We start from the raw sequence: 14,537 nt of genomic DNA, 5'->3' as shown, positions 1-14,537 counted from the left end.
AGCTGCCTATACATGCCTTTTCCCTCCGGTGTCGACAAGGATCAAATCGAAATCCTGAGCGAACGCCGATATCAAATTCTTCAGGCGAAAGCGTCCATCAGCAGCATGAAGCAACAAACTTCCAAGCTGATTTATCGGATCATTCGAATGGATCAGGTCCGAAGACCCGCGTCGGCGCAGAACGCGCCTAGATTGGCGCCAACCGTAGTTTTCCCCGGTCCGCCTTTGGTTGAAACGACTGCAGCGACTTTCATTGGCCTTACCTCTGAATCGAAGGATTAGAGATGGCGTCATGCTAAGCGCGCTAAGCGTCTGGATTGCTGGGTCAAATCCCAAGCAAAAAAAGCCTGTATCTCTACAGGCTTTTCTCTATCTGGCTCCACGACCTGGACTCGAACCAGGGACCCAATGATTAACAGTCATTTGCTCTACCAACTGAGCTATCGCGGAATTCGCCGTATGTTACTGATTAAAAAGAAGAAGTCAAGCATCCTCTGACACTTTCCGTAAATCGCCCCCCTGCCCGCTTGAATACGACGGCTCCTTGGCAAGATCCAACCAGGCCCGTGCCGCCGGTGGCAGGTGGGCGCTGGCGCGCCAGGCCAGGGCGATATGCCAATCGGTGTGGGGTTCGTCCAGGGGGATCAAGGCGATGCCGGGATGTTGGTGTTTGTGCGCCAGCATCCGGGGCAGGAAGGCGACGCCCAGGCCGGCGGTGACCAGATCGACGATAAAGTCGATCTGCCCGCTACGAGCAGTGACTTTGGGGGTTACGCCTTTACGCTCGCACGCACTGAGGATCTTCGCGTTGAGGGCAAAACCCGCTTCGAACAGGATGAACGGCGAGTCCGCCAGGTCGGTGAAGTCGATACGCTTGCGGCGGGCCAATGGGTGGCTGACGGGCAGCACTGCGATCAGAGGTTCGTTGCGTACTGGCTGGTAGTCGAAGCCTTCGTCCACCGGCAGCAGCAGTGCGGCCAGATCGACTTCTCCCGCTTCCAGGCATTCGCGCAGCCTTTTACTGCCGTACTCGGTCAGTTCGATGTCGATGCCTGGGTAGCGGCTGCGGTAAGTGGCAAACATGGCCGCGAACAGCACGCCGCACCCTACCGGCGGCAGGCCGATGCGCAGCACCCCGCGCCTGAGGCCGCGCAGGTCGTTGATTTCGGCCATCAGGTCGGTGCGTTCGGCGAGCATTACCAAGGCGCGGCGGTAGGCAATTTCACCGGCGGCGGTGAGTTCGTTCTTGTGGCCGAGACGATTGAGCAGAGGCATGCCCAATTCGTCCTCCAGGGTCTTGACTGCTTTGCTGACGGTGGACTGAGTGAGGGCAACCACTTCGGCCGCCTGGGAGAACCCGCCTTGGCGCACCACTTCGACAAACGCACGCAAGGTTCGCAAGTTCATCAGTATTCCTTTGGCGACTGGATAGCAGTGATAAAAGTTGTTTTCATCATGGCATAACTTTGCTTAGGGTGTAGCACTTTGCCCTGTGGAGACACCGTCGATGATCATCTCGTCCGCTTCCGACTACCGCGCTGCGGCCAAGCGCAAGTTGCCGCGCTTTCTGTTCGATTACATCGACGGCGGCGCTTACGCTGAGCACACGTTGCGCGCCAACAGTTCGGACCTGGCCGAGATCAGCCTGCGTCAACGCATCCTGCGCAATGTCGACGACCTGAGCCTTACCACCCAGCTGTTCGGCACCGAACTGGCGATGCCGGTGATCCTCAGCCCGGTCGGCCTGACCGGCATGTATGCGCGACGCGGTGAAGTGCAAGCGGCCAAAGCGGCGGCCAACAAACAGATCCCCTTTTGCCTGTCGACGGTGTCGGTGTGTTCGATTGAGGAAGTGGCTTCTCAGAGCCCGCAGTCGATCTGGTTCCAGCTGTATGTGCTCAAGGATCGCGGCTTCATGCGCAACGCCCTGGAGCGGGCGCAGGCCGCCGGGGTGACCACGCTGGTGTTTACCGTAGATATGCCCACACCCGGCGCACGCTACCGCGACGCTCACTCGGGCATGTCCGGCCCCTATGCGGCGCAGCGGCGCATCTTGCAGGCGGTGACCAAGCCGCAATGGGCCTTCGATGTGGGCTTGATGGGCCGGCCCCACGACCTGGGCAATATCTCCAAATACCTGGGCAAACCCACCCACCTGGAAGACTACATTGGCTGGCTGGCCAATAACTTCGACCCGTCGATCAGTTGGAAAGACCTGGAGTGGATCCGCGAGTTCTGGAAAGGCCCGATGATCATCAAGGGCATCCTCGACCCGCAGGATGCCAAGGATGCGGTGAGTTTCGGTGCCGACGGCATCGTGGTCTCCAACCATGGCGGCCGCCAGCTCGACGGGGTGCTCTCCACGGCCAAGGCGTTGCCGCCGATTGCCGAAGCGGTGGGCGATGACCTGACCGTGCTGGTGGATTCGGGCATTCGCTCCGGGCTCGACGTGGTGCGCATGCTCGCCCTGGGTGCCAAGGCATGTCTGCTGGGGCGTGCCACCGCCTATGCGCTGGCCGCCGAGGGCCAGCATGGGGTGGAGAACCTTTTGGATATCTTTGCCAAGGAAATGCGCGTGGCCATGACCCTGACCGGGGTCACCTCCATCGCGCAGATCGACCGTACCACCCTGGTCTAGTGGTGATGGGTGCGATGTACTTTGTTCACGAATAACCGAAGCGTTGTTTATTTGCGACAAGCAACTCGCCCCACCTAAACAGTTACGTCAACCGGGCTGGCGGCAACGCTGGCCCCAATCAGCCAAATAACTGACGCCATGCTTTAACGGACTTTTCTTACTTAAAAATTAGTTAATTGATTTATAAGGATTTTTGCCAACTAAATACACTTGGCATGAATCTCGCTCTAGTACTGTTCAAGCAGGTTCGGCGATGACAAGACGTGCGGCAGTGCCCCGGGGTTATAACCCAAGGAAAAGCGGTTTAAACTGTTTCCAATGTTTTACGGAACTGACGGATCAGTAAGACGCTTGGCACTCGCCACTCTCATCCCGCCTGTAAGACAGCCCAGTGCTTAGAGGCCACCCGCTTATGAAAACCCCCACCCAGACCAACGCAATTGACTTTGACAGTGCCAAATTGCAACGCCTGGGATTTGGCCAGCCATCCTTACGCCCACGCCGCCCCGCCACCCTCGCCGAACTTCGCCAGCAACTGAACCAGCAGTTGCAGACCAGCCTGGAGCCGGAGCGCATCCTGGGTCTGTTCTTTCGTGAGGTACAGCGCCTGGTGCCGCTGGACGCGCTGCAATACCGTCACGCCGCCAGCGACCTGCGCCTGGAGTTTGGCCACCGGGGTCATCACTCCGTCAGCTACACCCTGAGCCATGAAGGCGAGCACCTGGGGGAACTGGTCTTTCATCGCAACCAGCGGTTGCTTGAAGAGGAGTTGAGCCAGCTTGAACTGCTGCTGGTGACCTTGCTTTATCCGATGCGCAACGCCCTGCTCTACCGCGCCGCCACCCGCAGCGCCCTGCGCGACCCGTTGACCGAAACCGGCAACCGTGTGGCCATGGACCAGACGCTGCAGCGAGAAATCGACATGGCACGCCGGCACCTGCACCCGCTGTCGTTGTTGATGCTGGACATCGACCATTTCAAGAAAATCAACGACACCCATGGGCATGCCGCGGGCGATAGCGTGCTGCGCGCCGTGGCGGGGGCGATCAAACGCCAATTGCGTAACGTGGACATGGTGTTCCGGTTTGGCGGGGAAGAGTTTTTGATCCTGCTGTCCAATACCGGTCGCGATGTCGCGAGGATGGTGGGAGAGCGCCTGCGCCAGGCGGCACAAGCCCAGGACTACTGGGTGGAGGGCACGCGAATCGAACTGACCGTGAGCCTCGGTTGCTCGACACTGCTGGCGGCCGAGTCGGCTGAAAGCCTGCTGCGTCGGGCCGATAATGCGTTGTACGTGGCCAAGCGCGAAGGTCGCAACCGCTTGGCGATGGCGGGGTAAAGTCAGTTGTGGCGAGGGAGCTTGCTCCCTCTCCACAGTTACCGCTACGCCTCGCTGGCGATGCGCACAGGGCGCTCGCGAACGGCTGGCGCCTTGTCTTTCTCCGCATTCTCTAGACGCATGCAGCTTTCCAGGAACAAGTGCATGTAGTCGTAGCTCTTGCACACCGCCTGGCGTAACTCTTCCTGCAGGGCCTTGCTCGGGTTGGTCCCGGCCAGGGTGCAGATGATTTCCAGGGCTTCCCAAGGGTGGGCGTCGTCGTACTGGGCGTGCATCTTCAGCCACTTCATCGCCCGCTTGCGATCTTCCTCCGGGAAGGCGGCAGCATAAACACCGGTAGAGCAGACCACGGCGGACCACTCTCCCGTCGCCCCCTCGATCGCGTAGTTGGTGGCGGCAATCGCGACGATCAATGCATCGGCCGAGCTGGTGTGCCAGCACCAATGGCTCAGGGCGTGCAACTCGGGCGGTACCTCCTGCGCTTGCAGCTCTTCAAGGCTGACGCCGTGAGCCCGTGCCCAATTGACCCAGTAGTCGGCATGGTTGAGCTCCACACGAATGTTGCGCATCAGCCAACGGCGCGCCATATCCTCCCCAGGATGACGGGCAAACTTGGTCTTGGTCAGGTTCTGCGCCATGTACAAGGCAAACTGTTCCACCACCGGCCAACCACCAATGAGGTAGTGGCGCATGGTCTTGGCGCTGAGGGCGTTGTCACGCATGCGCTGATACAGTTCGTGCTCGACAACCCGACGCTTGCTCTCGCTACAGTCCCGGATCAATTGCTGCGCCCAGGCGGGGTAACTCGAGGCTTCCATAAGCGGGCCGGTTCTGTTGAATGTGTCGATCACTGTGGGGCTCCTTTTCAAGTGTGATTGTACAGACCAGCAAATGTTTCAGCGGAAAGTGCCGGGCGCCTTGAATAACAGTGGCTGCGGCCGCTCAGGTCGGCACTGCAAGCTATCAAAGGTAAACAATTGCGGGCGTTCAATCAGGTAGCCCTGAGCGTAATCCACACCTATCTCAAGTAAAGCCTGTTCGATCTGCGGTGTTTCAACAAACTCGGCAATTGTGCGCTTACCCATGACGTGGCCGATGTGGTTGATCACTTCGACCATGGCGCGGTTAATCGGGTCGTCCAGCATATCCTTTACGAAACTTCCATCGATCTTCAGGAAGTCTACAGGTAAATGTTTCAAATATGCGAATGAGGACATTCCGGCGCAAAAGTCATCGAGGGAAAAATGGCAGCCTAACGCTTTGAGTTCATTAATAAATCGAATCGCGCTGCCCAAATTGGCTATAGCGCTGGTTTCAGTTATTTCAAAACAAATCATTTCCGGTGGAATGTTGTAAGTATCGAATTTCTGACGTAAAAATCCTAAAAAGTCATCGTCGCCAATGGTTATTCCTGACAGATTAATCGCACACATGGCCATGGGTCGGCCCGGACGCTCATGCATGCAACGGGCGATAATCTTGAATACGTTTTCCACTACCCAACGGTCCAGGGACGTCATCAAGCCGTAACGTTCGGCGGCCGGAATAAAACTGTTGGGCAAAATGATCCGCCCCGCTTCGTCATGCAGGCGCAAGAGAATTTCAATGTGCCCATTGCCGGCGTCGGTAGGGCCCAACGGCGCAATTTCCTGGGCGTAGAGGCAAAAACGGTCTTCCTCAAGGGCAATATGCAGCCGCTGTACCCAGGCCATCTCGCCGAACCGCAGAGACAATTCCGAGTCATCGACGTGGTAGACCTGCACGCGGTTGCGCCCTTTTTCCTTGGCCATGTAGCACGCCATGTCGGCGGCGCGCAGGGAGGTTTCCAGGGTGGTCGGGGTTTGCGAGATATGCACCAGGCCGATGCTGACAGTGGTCATGAAGGGCCGCCCCTTCCACACGAAGTGCAAGCTCTGCACGGTATGGCGCAGGCTCTCGGCGATTTTTTCCGCCACCGGCGCCGGGCAGTTCTCCAGCAGGATGCCAAACTCGTCGCCGCCCAACCGAGCCAAGGTGTCGCCCTCGCGCAGGTCCGACTGCAGCAACGCGCAGATGTGGCGCAGCAGCTCATCCCCCGCCGCATGGCCACAGGTGTCATTGACCAGCTTGAACTGGTCGAGGTCGAGGAACATCAAGGCATGTCGCCCGCTTTGCTGGCGCGCGACCTGTTGCAGCACCTGTTCAAGCCGGAACTCGAACTCACGACGGTTGGCCAGGCCGGTCAAGGCGTCGTGGGTGGCCTGCCAGGAAAGGTTGGCGATGTACTGACGTTCCTGGGTCATGTCGTGCAACACCAGCACCGCACCGCTGATCTTGCCAGCGCTGCGGATCGGCGCGCCCACCAGGGTGACCGAGACCGTGCTGCCGTCCAGGCGCTGGATCAGCTTGGAATGCTCGCTGCCGCCGCTGAACTGGCCCTTGACGATGTGTTCAATCAGGGTGAAGCCGTCGGGCTCGGCGTTTTCATCCAACAGCTTGAACAGCGCCGCCAGCGGCAGGCCCTGGGCCTGCTCCGAGCGCCAGTGGGTCAAAGCTTCGGCTGCAGGGTTCATGTAAGCAATGGCCCCGTCGACGTCGGTGGTAATCACGCCGTCGCCAATCGACTCCAACGTGATCTGCGCCCGCTCCTTCTCTGCTTGCAGCGCATCGGCAAAGGCATGACGCTGGGCCAGCAACTTGTGGGTGCGCAGCAACGCCAACACGATCAGGCCCAGGGCGGTCGCCAGGTTGGTGATCAACAACAGCCGCAGGATCATCCGCGAACCTTCGCCCAGGGCATCGCTGAACGCCTTGGCAGCGGGTGTCACCCCTTCATTGATGGCCGTGATGCGCGCCTTCCAACTATGGACATCATCATCGCTGACGTAGCCGGAGGTAATGGCGCCGTGCATCTCCTGGGCCAGCTCATCCAACTGCACCAGGTAGCCGTCGCCCACTGTCCACAGCTCAATGGCTTTTTCCAGGTAACTGAAATGGCGGAAGTTGAGGTACAGCCAGATCAGGCTGGAAACGTCATCCGGATGGTTGCCGCCCTTGAGAATCCCCAGGCGCGCGGCCTCCATGTCGGGATTGGGACGGTCCAGGGCAATGCGCAATTCATGCCCGCCCTGGGGTACGGCAATGGCCTGCTGGTATTTGAGGTAGGTGGCGTCGTTGCGGTTATCGGCGTAGAGGGTCAGGTAGTAAATGGCGTCTTTCTGGCCCTTGGACCACAGGCTTTCGCCCGCCACATAGCCCCGCACTGCCGAAAGCACGTAGAGACTGACGCAGCCTAACAATGCCTGGAACAACACGACGGCGATAAAGGGCCAGACAATACCCAGCAGGCGTGGCGTTCCGAGAGTCCGCTTTTGCTTCATGAAGTCCCTTACACATGCACAGCTTGATACGCACGCGAAAATCCGCTCCCGATAGCACAGCCTAAGCTAAATCAACGCACTTGTTGCAAGTGTCCGTACAGTTTGGCGTACAGCCCGCCATCGGCAATTAACTGCTGGTGGTCGCCATCTTCGGCAATGTGCCCGCCATCGAACACCAACACTCGGTCAGCCTGCTTCACCGCAGACAGCCGGTGGGCGATGATCAGTGTAGTACGCCCGCTGAGAAACCGCGCCAGTGCCTGGTGCAGGTTGTACTCGGTCGCTGCATCCAATGCAGACGTGGCCTCGTCCAGAATCACCACTTTAGGCTCGGCGAGCACCATGCGGGCAATGGCCAGGCGTTGCCGCTGGCCACCGGAAAAGCGCACGCCCGAACGCCCGACCACGCTGTCCAGGCCAAAAGGCAGTGCTTTGACGGTAGCATCCAGTTGGGCGATTTCCAGCGCCTGCCAGCAGGCTTGATCGGTGCGGGTACGGCCCATGGTCAGGTTGGCGCGCACGGTGTCGTTGAACAGCGCCGGGTGTTGCAGCACCACCGCGACGTTCTCGCGGATGGTTTCCAGGCCGATCTCCTGCTGGGTGGCAGCGCCAAAACGAATACTGCCGGCCTGGGGCGTATAGAGCCCCAGCAACAGTTGCACCAGGGTGCTTTTACCGCCGCCGCTGGCGCCGACAATCGCCACCTTCTCACCCGGTGCGATGGCCAGGTTCAACTGGTTGAGCACCAGGTCTTCGCCGTAGCCAAAGTCGAGGCCACGCACTTCGATGCCGACGGTCTCGCGCCCGCTGAACGGGTCTGCGCCGCCTGGGTATTGCGGTTCATCGGCACGCGCCAACAGCTCGTTGATCCGCGACAGCGCGCCCCCCGCCGCGTAATAGGCGTATTGCAGGTTCAACAGTTGTTCCACCGGGCCTATCATGAACCACAGGTAACTGAATACCGCGAGCATCTGGCCGATGGACAGGTCGGAAAACAGCACGGTGAGCATGGCTGCAGCGCGGAAGATGTCGATACCAAACTGGAACAGCAAGCCACTGGCGCGGCTCGACGCGTCGGTTTTCCACTGGGAATGGATGGCGTAGTCACGCACTTCCTGGGCACGCTGGCCCAGGCGCCCGAGGAAAAAGCCTTGGCGGTTGCCGGCGCGCACTTCCTGGATGGCATCCAGGGTTTCGGTCAGCGCCTGGGTAAAGCGCGAAGTACTGTCGTTTTCCAGCTTCTTGAGGTGCTTGACGCGCTTGCCCAACTGCACCGTGGCGTAGATCACCAGCGGGTTGAACAACAGGATCAACAACGCCAGTTGCCAATGCATCCACACCAGGATCGCCGAGGTGCCGACCAGGGTCAGCATCGCTACCAGGAAACGGCTGAGGGTTTCGCCGACGAATTTGTCTAGGGTGTCCAGGTCGGTCACCAGGTGGGTGGTGACCGTACCACTGCCCAGGCTTTCGTACTCACCCAGGGAGATACGCTTGAGACGCTCGATCAGGCGCACGCGGATGCGGTACACGATGTCCTTGGCCAAGCGCGCAAACAGCCGCGCCTGCACCACGTTGAACACCAACGCGCCGCAACGCAGGGCCAGGGTAACCAAGAGCATCAGGCCGATATAGCCAGCGGCTTTTTGCCAACCCAGGGGCAGCGCGTGGTTCATTACCTTGAGGGCGGCATCGCCATGGCCCAGCAGCACTTCGTCCACCAGCAACGGCAACAACAGCGGGATAGGCACGCTGCACAGGGTGGCGAGCACGGCGACGCCGTTGGCGACCCACAGGGATTTCTTGTGGCGCAGGGCCAGGCGGCGAATTTCTGCCCAGGTCAGGCGGTCGGTGCGTGGAGGCTGTTCATACACAGGCAGCTCGCTCCAGCCATCGACCCAGTAACGGCGACAGCTCGGACAGCGGCTGGTAACCATTGGTCAGCAAGGCCAACTGGCCATTGCGCTCGGCCAGCAGGGTCGGGAACCCGGCAATGCCCAGGTCCTGCACCCAAGTAAAATCGGCCGCCGTGGCCGCGTGCTGATCGGCACGGTCGAACTCGCCGGCAAACTCGATGCGTGGAATACCGGCCTGCTCGGCCAGTTCCACCAGCACAGGGGCGAGGGTCACGTCCCGCCCTTCGACATAGAACGCGCGCTGGATCAGCCCCAGCAGCGTCCAGGCGCAATCCGGCGCCAGACTGCGTGCGGTGACGATAGCGCGGCACGCAGGCTCAGTGTCGTAGACAAACCCGTCGGGCAACGCGCCCTCACGCTTGAACGGCTGGCCGGTGGCGTCGGTGACGGCTTGCCAGTGTTCAAGGATGTAGCGCCGGGTAGTCGGCTCCAGCGCCGCGCCGCTGCCGGTGCGCAAGCCGCCCACCACCAAGTGCACGTCCACGCCGGCCGCCTGGGCCTGCTCTACCAGCGCTTGTGCCACCGGGGCAAAGCCCCAGCACCAGGAACACATCGGGTCCATTACATAGAGCAGGCGCGCAGACATGGCTCAGACCTCGGAAGGGGTTTGCTTGTAGTTGTAACCAATCGGGTGCGGCATATTGCGGGCCTTGGCCAGTTCGATCTGCTTCTGGCGGTCGATCGCACTGCGACGGGTCTTCTCCGGCAGCTTATCCCAGCAATGGGGGCAACTGATGCCGGCCACATAATGCTCGGAAGCGCGGTCTTCTACGCTCACCGGTGTGCGGCAGGCATGACATTGATCGTAGTCGCCTTCGCTCAAGTCGTGGCGCACGGTCACGCGATTGTCGAACACAAAGCAGTCGCCCTGCCATTTGGTTTCTTCCTGGGGCACTTCTTCGAGGTACTTCAGGATACCGCCCTTGAGGTGGTAGACCTCATCGAAGCCTTCGCTGAGCATGTAGCTCGACGCCTTCTCACAGCGGATGCCGCCGGTGCAGAACATGGCGACCTTCTTGTGCTTGGCCGGGTCAAAGTTGGCTTTGATATAGTCGGGAAATTCGCGAAAACTGGTGGTTTTCGGGTCGATTGCGCCTTCAAAGGTGCCAATGGACACTTCGTAGTCGTTACGGGTGTCGATCAACAATACTTCCGGGTCGCTGATCAGCGCGTTCCAATCCTGCGGGTCGACGTAGGTACCGACTTTTTTGTTCGGGTCGACGCCTTCAACGCCCAGGGTCACGATCTCTTTCTTGAGTTTGACCTTGGTGCGATAGAACGGCTGGTCGTCGCAGTAGGATTCCTTGTGGTCGATATCGACCATGCGCGGGTCTTTTTTCAGCCACGCCATCAGGCCGTCAATGCCTTCGCGGCTGCCGGAAACGGTGCCGTTGATGCCTTCTTCAGCGATCAGCAAGGTGCCTTTGATGCCGTTATCGACCATCGCCTGCAACAGGGGCTCGCGCAGGGCGACGTAATCTTCGAGGGTGACGAACTTATACAGTGCCGCCACGACAATCGGTTGAGTCATGGGTGTTCTCTCCAGGTGGCTACCCTCGTAAGGGGTGAACCGGATGCAAAAAAAACGCGCCGGCTAAGCGGCGCGTTGCGGATTCTATCAGGGTTACCCCGTCAATGTCCGCCGGCGCAGGTCGGCGAGGCCGGGGCTGCGTCGATTGTCGCCCATTCTTCGGGCGTATAGGTATGCAGCGCAAGCGCATGAAATTCGCTCATCAGGCTACCCAGGGTGGCGTAGACCTTCTGGTGGCGCTTGACGCGATTAAGCCCCTCGAACTGCTGGCTGACCAGCACGGCCTTGAAGTGGGTCTGCAACCCACGGCTGTGCATATGGCTTTCATCCAGCACGCTCAGATGTTCCGGGGCCAGGTCGGCAAGGGCCGTTTCGATACGCTGTTGCATGGTCATTCCTGCTTACTTCTTCTTGGCCGGTGCGGCGGCTTTTGGCGCCAGCTCGTTGGTCATGTCTTCCAACAGCTTGTTCACCACCGGTACGGCGCTTTCCAGCTTGGCCTGGGTCATCTGGGCCGACTGCTGGGTCAGCTGCGGCATTTTTTCCAGGACTTTCTTGCCAAGTGGCGACTGGTAGAACGCTACCAGGTCCTTGAGCTCGGATTCGCTGAAGTTGGTGGTGTAGAGCTTGACCATGTCTGGCTTGAGCTTCGGCCAGCCGATGGCCTGGTCCAGAGCGGCGTTGGCCTTGGCCTGGTAGCTGTCCAGTACGGACTGCTTGGCGGCAGGTGCCTTGGTCTGTTCGAAACGCTGGGCGAACATTTGCTGCACTTGCATGTACACCGGGGTCCCCAGCTTGTCAGCATGGGCCAGGGTAAGGAAGGCTTCGGCACTGGCGTTGTGGCTGGCGGTATCGGCAAGAACCTGGCCGCTGGCGCAAACCAGAGCAACCGCGGTACAGATGGCACGAAGACGAGTCATCGAGTTTCCTTTTCTAGCAGGCGAGGTAAGACCCCAAGGGCGACCATTCTGCGCCTAAAAAACCTCGCGGCTCAACCCCACCCCATGGCAAGCCCCGGTTTCACGGGGCGCGGTGACACAAAAGCGCTTTTAGGGAACCCACGCTGGCCGCCAAGGCCTAAACTGACCAATCACGACTGAATAAGGAGGGTGACCGATGAGCCGTATCGAAACCGACAGCCTGGGGGAAGTACAGGTCCCTGATGACGCCTATTGGGGCGCGCAAACCCAACGTTCGCTGGTCAATTTCGCGATTGGCGAGCAGCGCATGCCGCTGGCGGTATTGCATGCACTGGCCTTGATCAAGAAGGCTGCGGCACGGGTCAACGACCGTAACGGCGACCTGCCCGCCGACATCGCCCGCCTGATCGAGCAGGCTGCCGACGAGATCCTGGACGGCCAGCATGACGACCAGTTCCCGCTGGTGGTCTGGCAGACCGGCAGTGGCACCCAAAGCAACATGAACGCCAACGAAGTGATCGCTGGCCGCGCCAACGAACTGGCTGGCAACAACCGCGGCGGCAAGAGCCCGGTGCACCCTAACGATCACGTCAACCGTTCCCAGAGCTCCAACGACTGCTTCCCCACCGCCATGAGCATTGCCGCGGTGCAGGCGGTGAACAGGCAACTGCTGCCGGCGATCGCCACTTTGTCCGGCGGCCTGGCGGAATTGGCCGCTCGGCATATGAAGCTGGTCAAGACCGGCCGCACCCACATGATGGACGCCACGCCGATCACCTTCGGCCAGGAGCTGTCGGCGTTTATCGCCCAGCTCGATTATGCCGAGCGTGCGATCCGCAGCGCCCTGCCCGCGGTGTGCGAGCTGGCCCAGGGCGGCACCGCCGTCGGCACCGGCCTCAATGCGCCCCATGGTTTTGGCGAGGCGATTGCCTCCGAACTGGCGGCGTTGTCGGGCTTGCCTTTTGTGACCGCGCCGAACAAATTCGCCGCCCTCTCCGGCCATGAGCCGCTGGTGACCCTGCACGGCGCGCTGAAAACCCTGGCCGTGGCGCTGATGAAGATCGCCAACGACCTGCGCCTGCTGGGCTCCGGCCCTCGCGCCGGGCTGGCCGAAGTCAAGTTGCCGGCCAACGAACCGGGCAGTTCGATCATGCCGGGCAAGGTCAACCCCACCCAATGCGAAGCGCTGTCGATGCTGGCCTGCCAGGTGCTGGGCAACGACGTGACCATCGGCATGGCCGCCAGCCAGGGGCACTTGCAGTTGAACGTGTACAAGCCGGTAATCATCCACAACCTGCTGGAGTCGATCCGCCTGCTGGCCGACGGCTGCAACAACTTCCAGGAGCATTGCATTGCTGGCCTCGAACCCGACGCCGAGCAAATGGCCCAACACTTGGAACGCGGGCTGATGCTGGTCACCGCCCTCAACCCGCATATCGGCTACGACAAGTCGGCCGAGATCGCCAAGAAGGCTTACGCCGAAGGGCTGACACTGCGCGAGGCCGCGCTGGAACTGGGCTACCTCACGGATGCCGAGTTCGACCAGTGGGTACGCCCGGAAAACATGCTGGGTAGCTGACTACACCGCCGTACGCAGCCGCCGGGCCTTGAGCCCGGCGAGCAGCGAGGGTGCCAGCGCCACGGTCGCCGACCCCAGCACTACCACAAAGGCGCCGAAATACCCCAGGGCATTGATCTGCTCAGCCTGCACATACTCCGGCCATAACCACGCCGCCACGGCCACCGCCACAAAAGTCACCAAGGGCGTCAACGCCAGGGTCGCACTGACCCGCGAGGCCTCCCAATGCGCCAAGGCTTCGGCAAATGCCCCGTAGGCCACCAAGGTATTCATGCAGCACGCCAACAACAGCCAGCCTTGCAGCGGACTCAACTGCAACGCCTCCAGCGGATGCGCCCACGGCGTGAGCAACAGCGCACACGACAGGTAGATCACCATCATCACCTGCAATGAATTCCACACCGTCAGCAACTGCTTTTGCCCCAGTGCATAAAACACCCAAATGGTAGTGGCGAGCAGGATCGTCAGCACACCGGCGGTGTAGGTGCCCATGGACGTCAGCAACTCCACCAGACGTTGGTTGAAGAACAGGCCAAAGCCTGCGATCAGCACCACCAGCCCCACCCCCTGCCCCAGGCTGAAGCGTTCCTTGAACACAAACACACTGGCTACCATCAGAAAGATCGGCCCCATCTGCACCACCAACTGCGCCGTGCCTGGGCTGAGCATTTTCAGGCCCACCAGGTACAACACGTAGTTGCCCACCAGGCCACACACCGCCATGCCCACCAGCCAACCACCCTTGGGGCCAAGCACTTTGCGGCTGGGCAAGCGTTTGGTAGCGGCCAGGTAAACGAACAGGCAAGTGCCCGCTACCATGAGGCGAAACCAAGTCACGGTGATCGGGTCCATCACCTGCAATACTTGCTTGAGCTTGATCGGAAGAATGCCCCACAGAAACGCGGTCAGCAGGGTCAGGAAAAAACCGTAGACCCAGCGGCCGGAAGAGATGTGCATGAGTGCCCCGGATGCCAGAGGAAGTGGAACAGGCATTCTAGGGGCAAGTCACTGAGTTCGGATACGTCACAGTTTTGAGTGTGGGAGCTGGCTTGCCTGCGATGGCGATTTATCTGTGCCCAATCTGTCGCTGACCCACCGCTATCGCAGCATAGGTATCTACACAACTTTTTAGGTTGTAGCCGTCAACGGTAACCATGATGCGAAGCGAGTCGCTCTTGATCTTGCTCTGCTTTTGATCTCAGGCGCCCCGTTAAACCACGCTGGCCGGAATTCGACAGGGATTTGGGGGGTAAAC

Annotated in this window: 12 protein-coding genes, 1 tRNA gene and 1 pseudogene; 3 read left to right on the top strand and 11 right to left on the bottom strand. The window is 60.2% G+C overall.

Annotation, left to right across the window (positions count from 1 at the left end; all coding sequences use genetic code 11):
* Positions 1–9: 9 nt before the first annotated feature.
* The 3 genes and pseudogenes from QK296_RS10860 to QK296_RS10850 form a co-directional block, all read right to left on the bottom strand.
* Positions 10–254: pseudogene (locus QK296_RS10860) on the bottom strand (ArsA-related P-loop ATPase); the annotation flags it as partial.
* A gap of 120 nt (positions 255–374) precedes the next feature.
* Positions 375–450, bottom strand: a tRNA-Asn gene (locus QK296_RS10855).
* 33 nt (positions 451–483) lie between these two features.
* A complete protein-coding gene (locus QK296_RS10850) occupies positions 484–1,407 on the bottom strand; it encodes a LysR family transcriptional regulator (RefSeq protein ID WP_003192724.1) in 924 nt (307 codons plus the stop codon).
* A 100-nt stretch (positions 1,408–1,507) separates the two neighbouring features.
* On the opposite strand from QK296_RS10850, the gene lldD reads away from it, so the two are divergent.
* Positions 1,508–2,638 carry an FMN-dependent L-lactate dehydrogenase LldD gene (gene lldD / locus QK296_RS10845; protein ID WP_282390903.1) on the top strand — a complete coding sequence of 377 codons (1,131 nt, stop codon included), beginning with the start codon at positions 1,508–1,510 and terminating at the stop codon, positions 2,636–2,638.
* A 412-nt stretch (positions 2,639–3,050) separates the two neighbouring features.
* A complete protein-coding gene (locus QK296_RS10840; protein ID WP_282390902.1) occupies positions 3,051–3,977 on the top strand; it encodes a GGDEF domain-containing protein in 927 nt (308 codons plus the stop codon).
* A 44-nt stretch (positions 3,978–4,021) separates the two neighbouring features.
* Here QK296_RS10840 and QK296_RS10835 read toward each other — a convergent pair whose 3' ends face one another.
* From QK296_RS10835 to QK296_RS10805, 7 genes are all read right to left on the bottom strand, one after another.
* Positions 4,022–4,828 carry an iron-containing redox enzyme family protein gene (locus tag QK296_RS10835; RefSeq protein ID WP_034136066.1) on the bottom strand — a complete coding sequence of 269 codons (807 nt, stop codon included), beginning with the start codon at positions 4,826–4,828 and terminating at the stop codon, positions 4,022–4,024.
* A gap of 45 nt (positions 4,829–4,873) precedes the next feature.
* The gene (locus QK296_RS10830) at positions 4,874–7,336 is read right to left on the bottom strand and encodes an EAL domain-containing protein (protein ID WP_003192730.1); all 2,463 of its coding nucleotides are present in this window, start codon (positions 7,334–7,336) and stop codon (positions 4,874–4,876) included.
* A gap of 71 nt (positions 7,337–7,407) precedes the next feature.
* Positions 7,408–9,210, bottom strand: a complete 1,803-nt coding sequence (locus tag QK296_RS10825) for an ABC transporter ATP-binding protein (RefSeq protein ID WP_003192731.1) — start codon at positions 9,208–9,210, stop codon at positions 7,408–7,410.
* Positions 9,203–9,838: a DsbA family protein gene (locus QK296_RS10820; protein WP_003192732.1), complete on the bottom strand. Its 636-nt coding sequence runs from the start codon at positions 9,836–9,838 to the stop codon at positions 9,203–9,205. Before QK296_RS10820 ends, QK296_RS10825 begins: the two co-directional genes overlap by 8 nt.
* Positions 9,839–9,841: 3 nt before the next feature.
* Positions 9,842–10,783 carry a rhodanese-related sulfurtransferase gene (locus QK296_RS10815; RefSeq protein WP_003192733.1) on the bottom strand — a complete coding sequence of 314 codons (942 nt, stop codon included), beginning with the start codon at positions 10,781–10,783 and terminating at the stop codon, positions 9,842–9,844.
* A gap of 101 nt (positions 10,784–10,884) precedes the next feature.
* Entirely contained in the window at positions 10,885–11,178 is a 294-nt protein-coding gene (locus QK296_RS10810) for a BolA family protein (RefSeq protein ID WP_003192734.1), read from the bottom strand.
* A gap of 6 nt (positions 11,179–11,184) precedes the next feature.
* On the bottom strand, positions 11,185–11,703 hold the full coding sequence (locus QK296_RS10805) for a DUF2059 domain-containing protein (protein ID WP_014719258.1): 519 nt from the start codon (positions 11,701–11,703) through the stop codon (positions 11,185–11,187).
* 196 nt (positions 11,704–11,899) lie between these two features.
* Between QK296_RS10805 and QK296_RS10800 the strand changes: the two genes are divergently transcribed.
* On the top strand, positions 11,900–13,282 hold the full coding sequence (locus tag QK296_RS10800) for a class II fumarate hydratase (RefSeq protein ID WP_003192738.1): 1,383 nt from the start codon (positions 11,900–11,902) through the stop codon (positions 13,280–13,282).
* Here QK296_RS10800 and QK296_RS10795 read toward each other — a convergent pair whose 3' ends face one another.
* The gene (locus QK296_RS10795; RefSeq protein WP_057709813.1) at positions 13,283–14,239 is read right to left on the bottom strand and encodes a DMT family transporter; all 957 of its coding nucleotides are present in this window, start codon (positions 14,237–14,239) and stop codon (positions 13,283–13,285) included.
* Between the last annotated feature and the right edge of the window lie 298 nt (positions 14,240–14,537).

This window comes from Pseudomonas sp. AL10, assembly GCF_029960685.1.
GTDB lineage: Bacteria > Pseudomonadota > Gammaproteobacteria > Pseudomonadales > Pseudomonadaceae > Aquipseudomonas > Aquipseudomonas lactis.
This window is presented reverse-complemented; position numbering and strand designations above follow the sequence as displayed.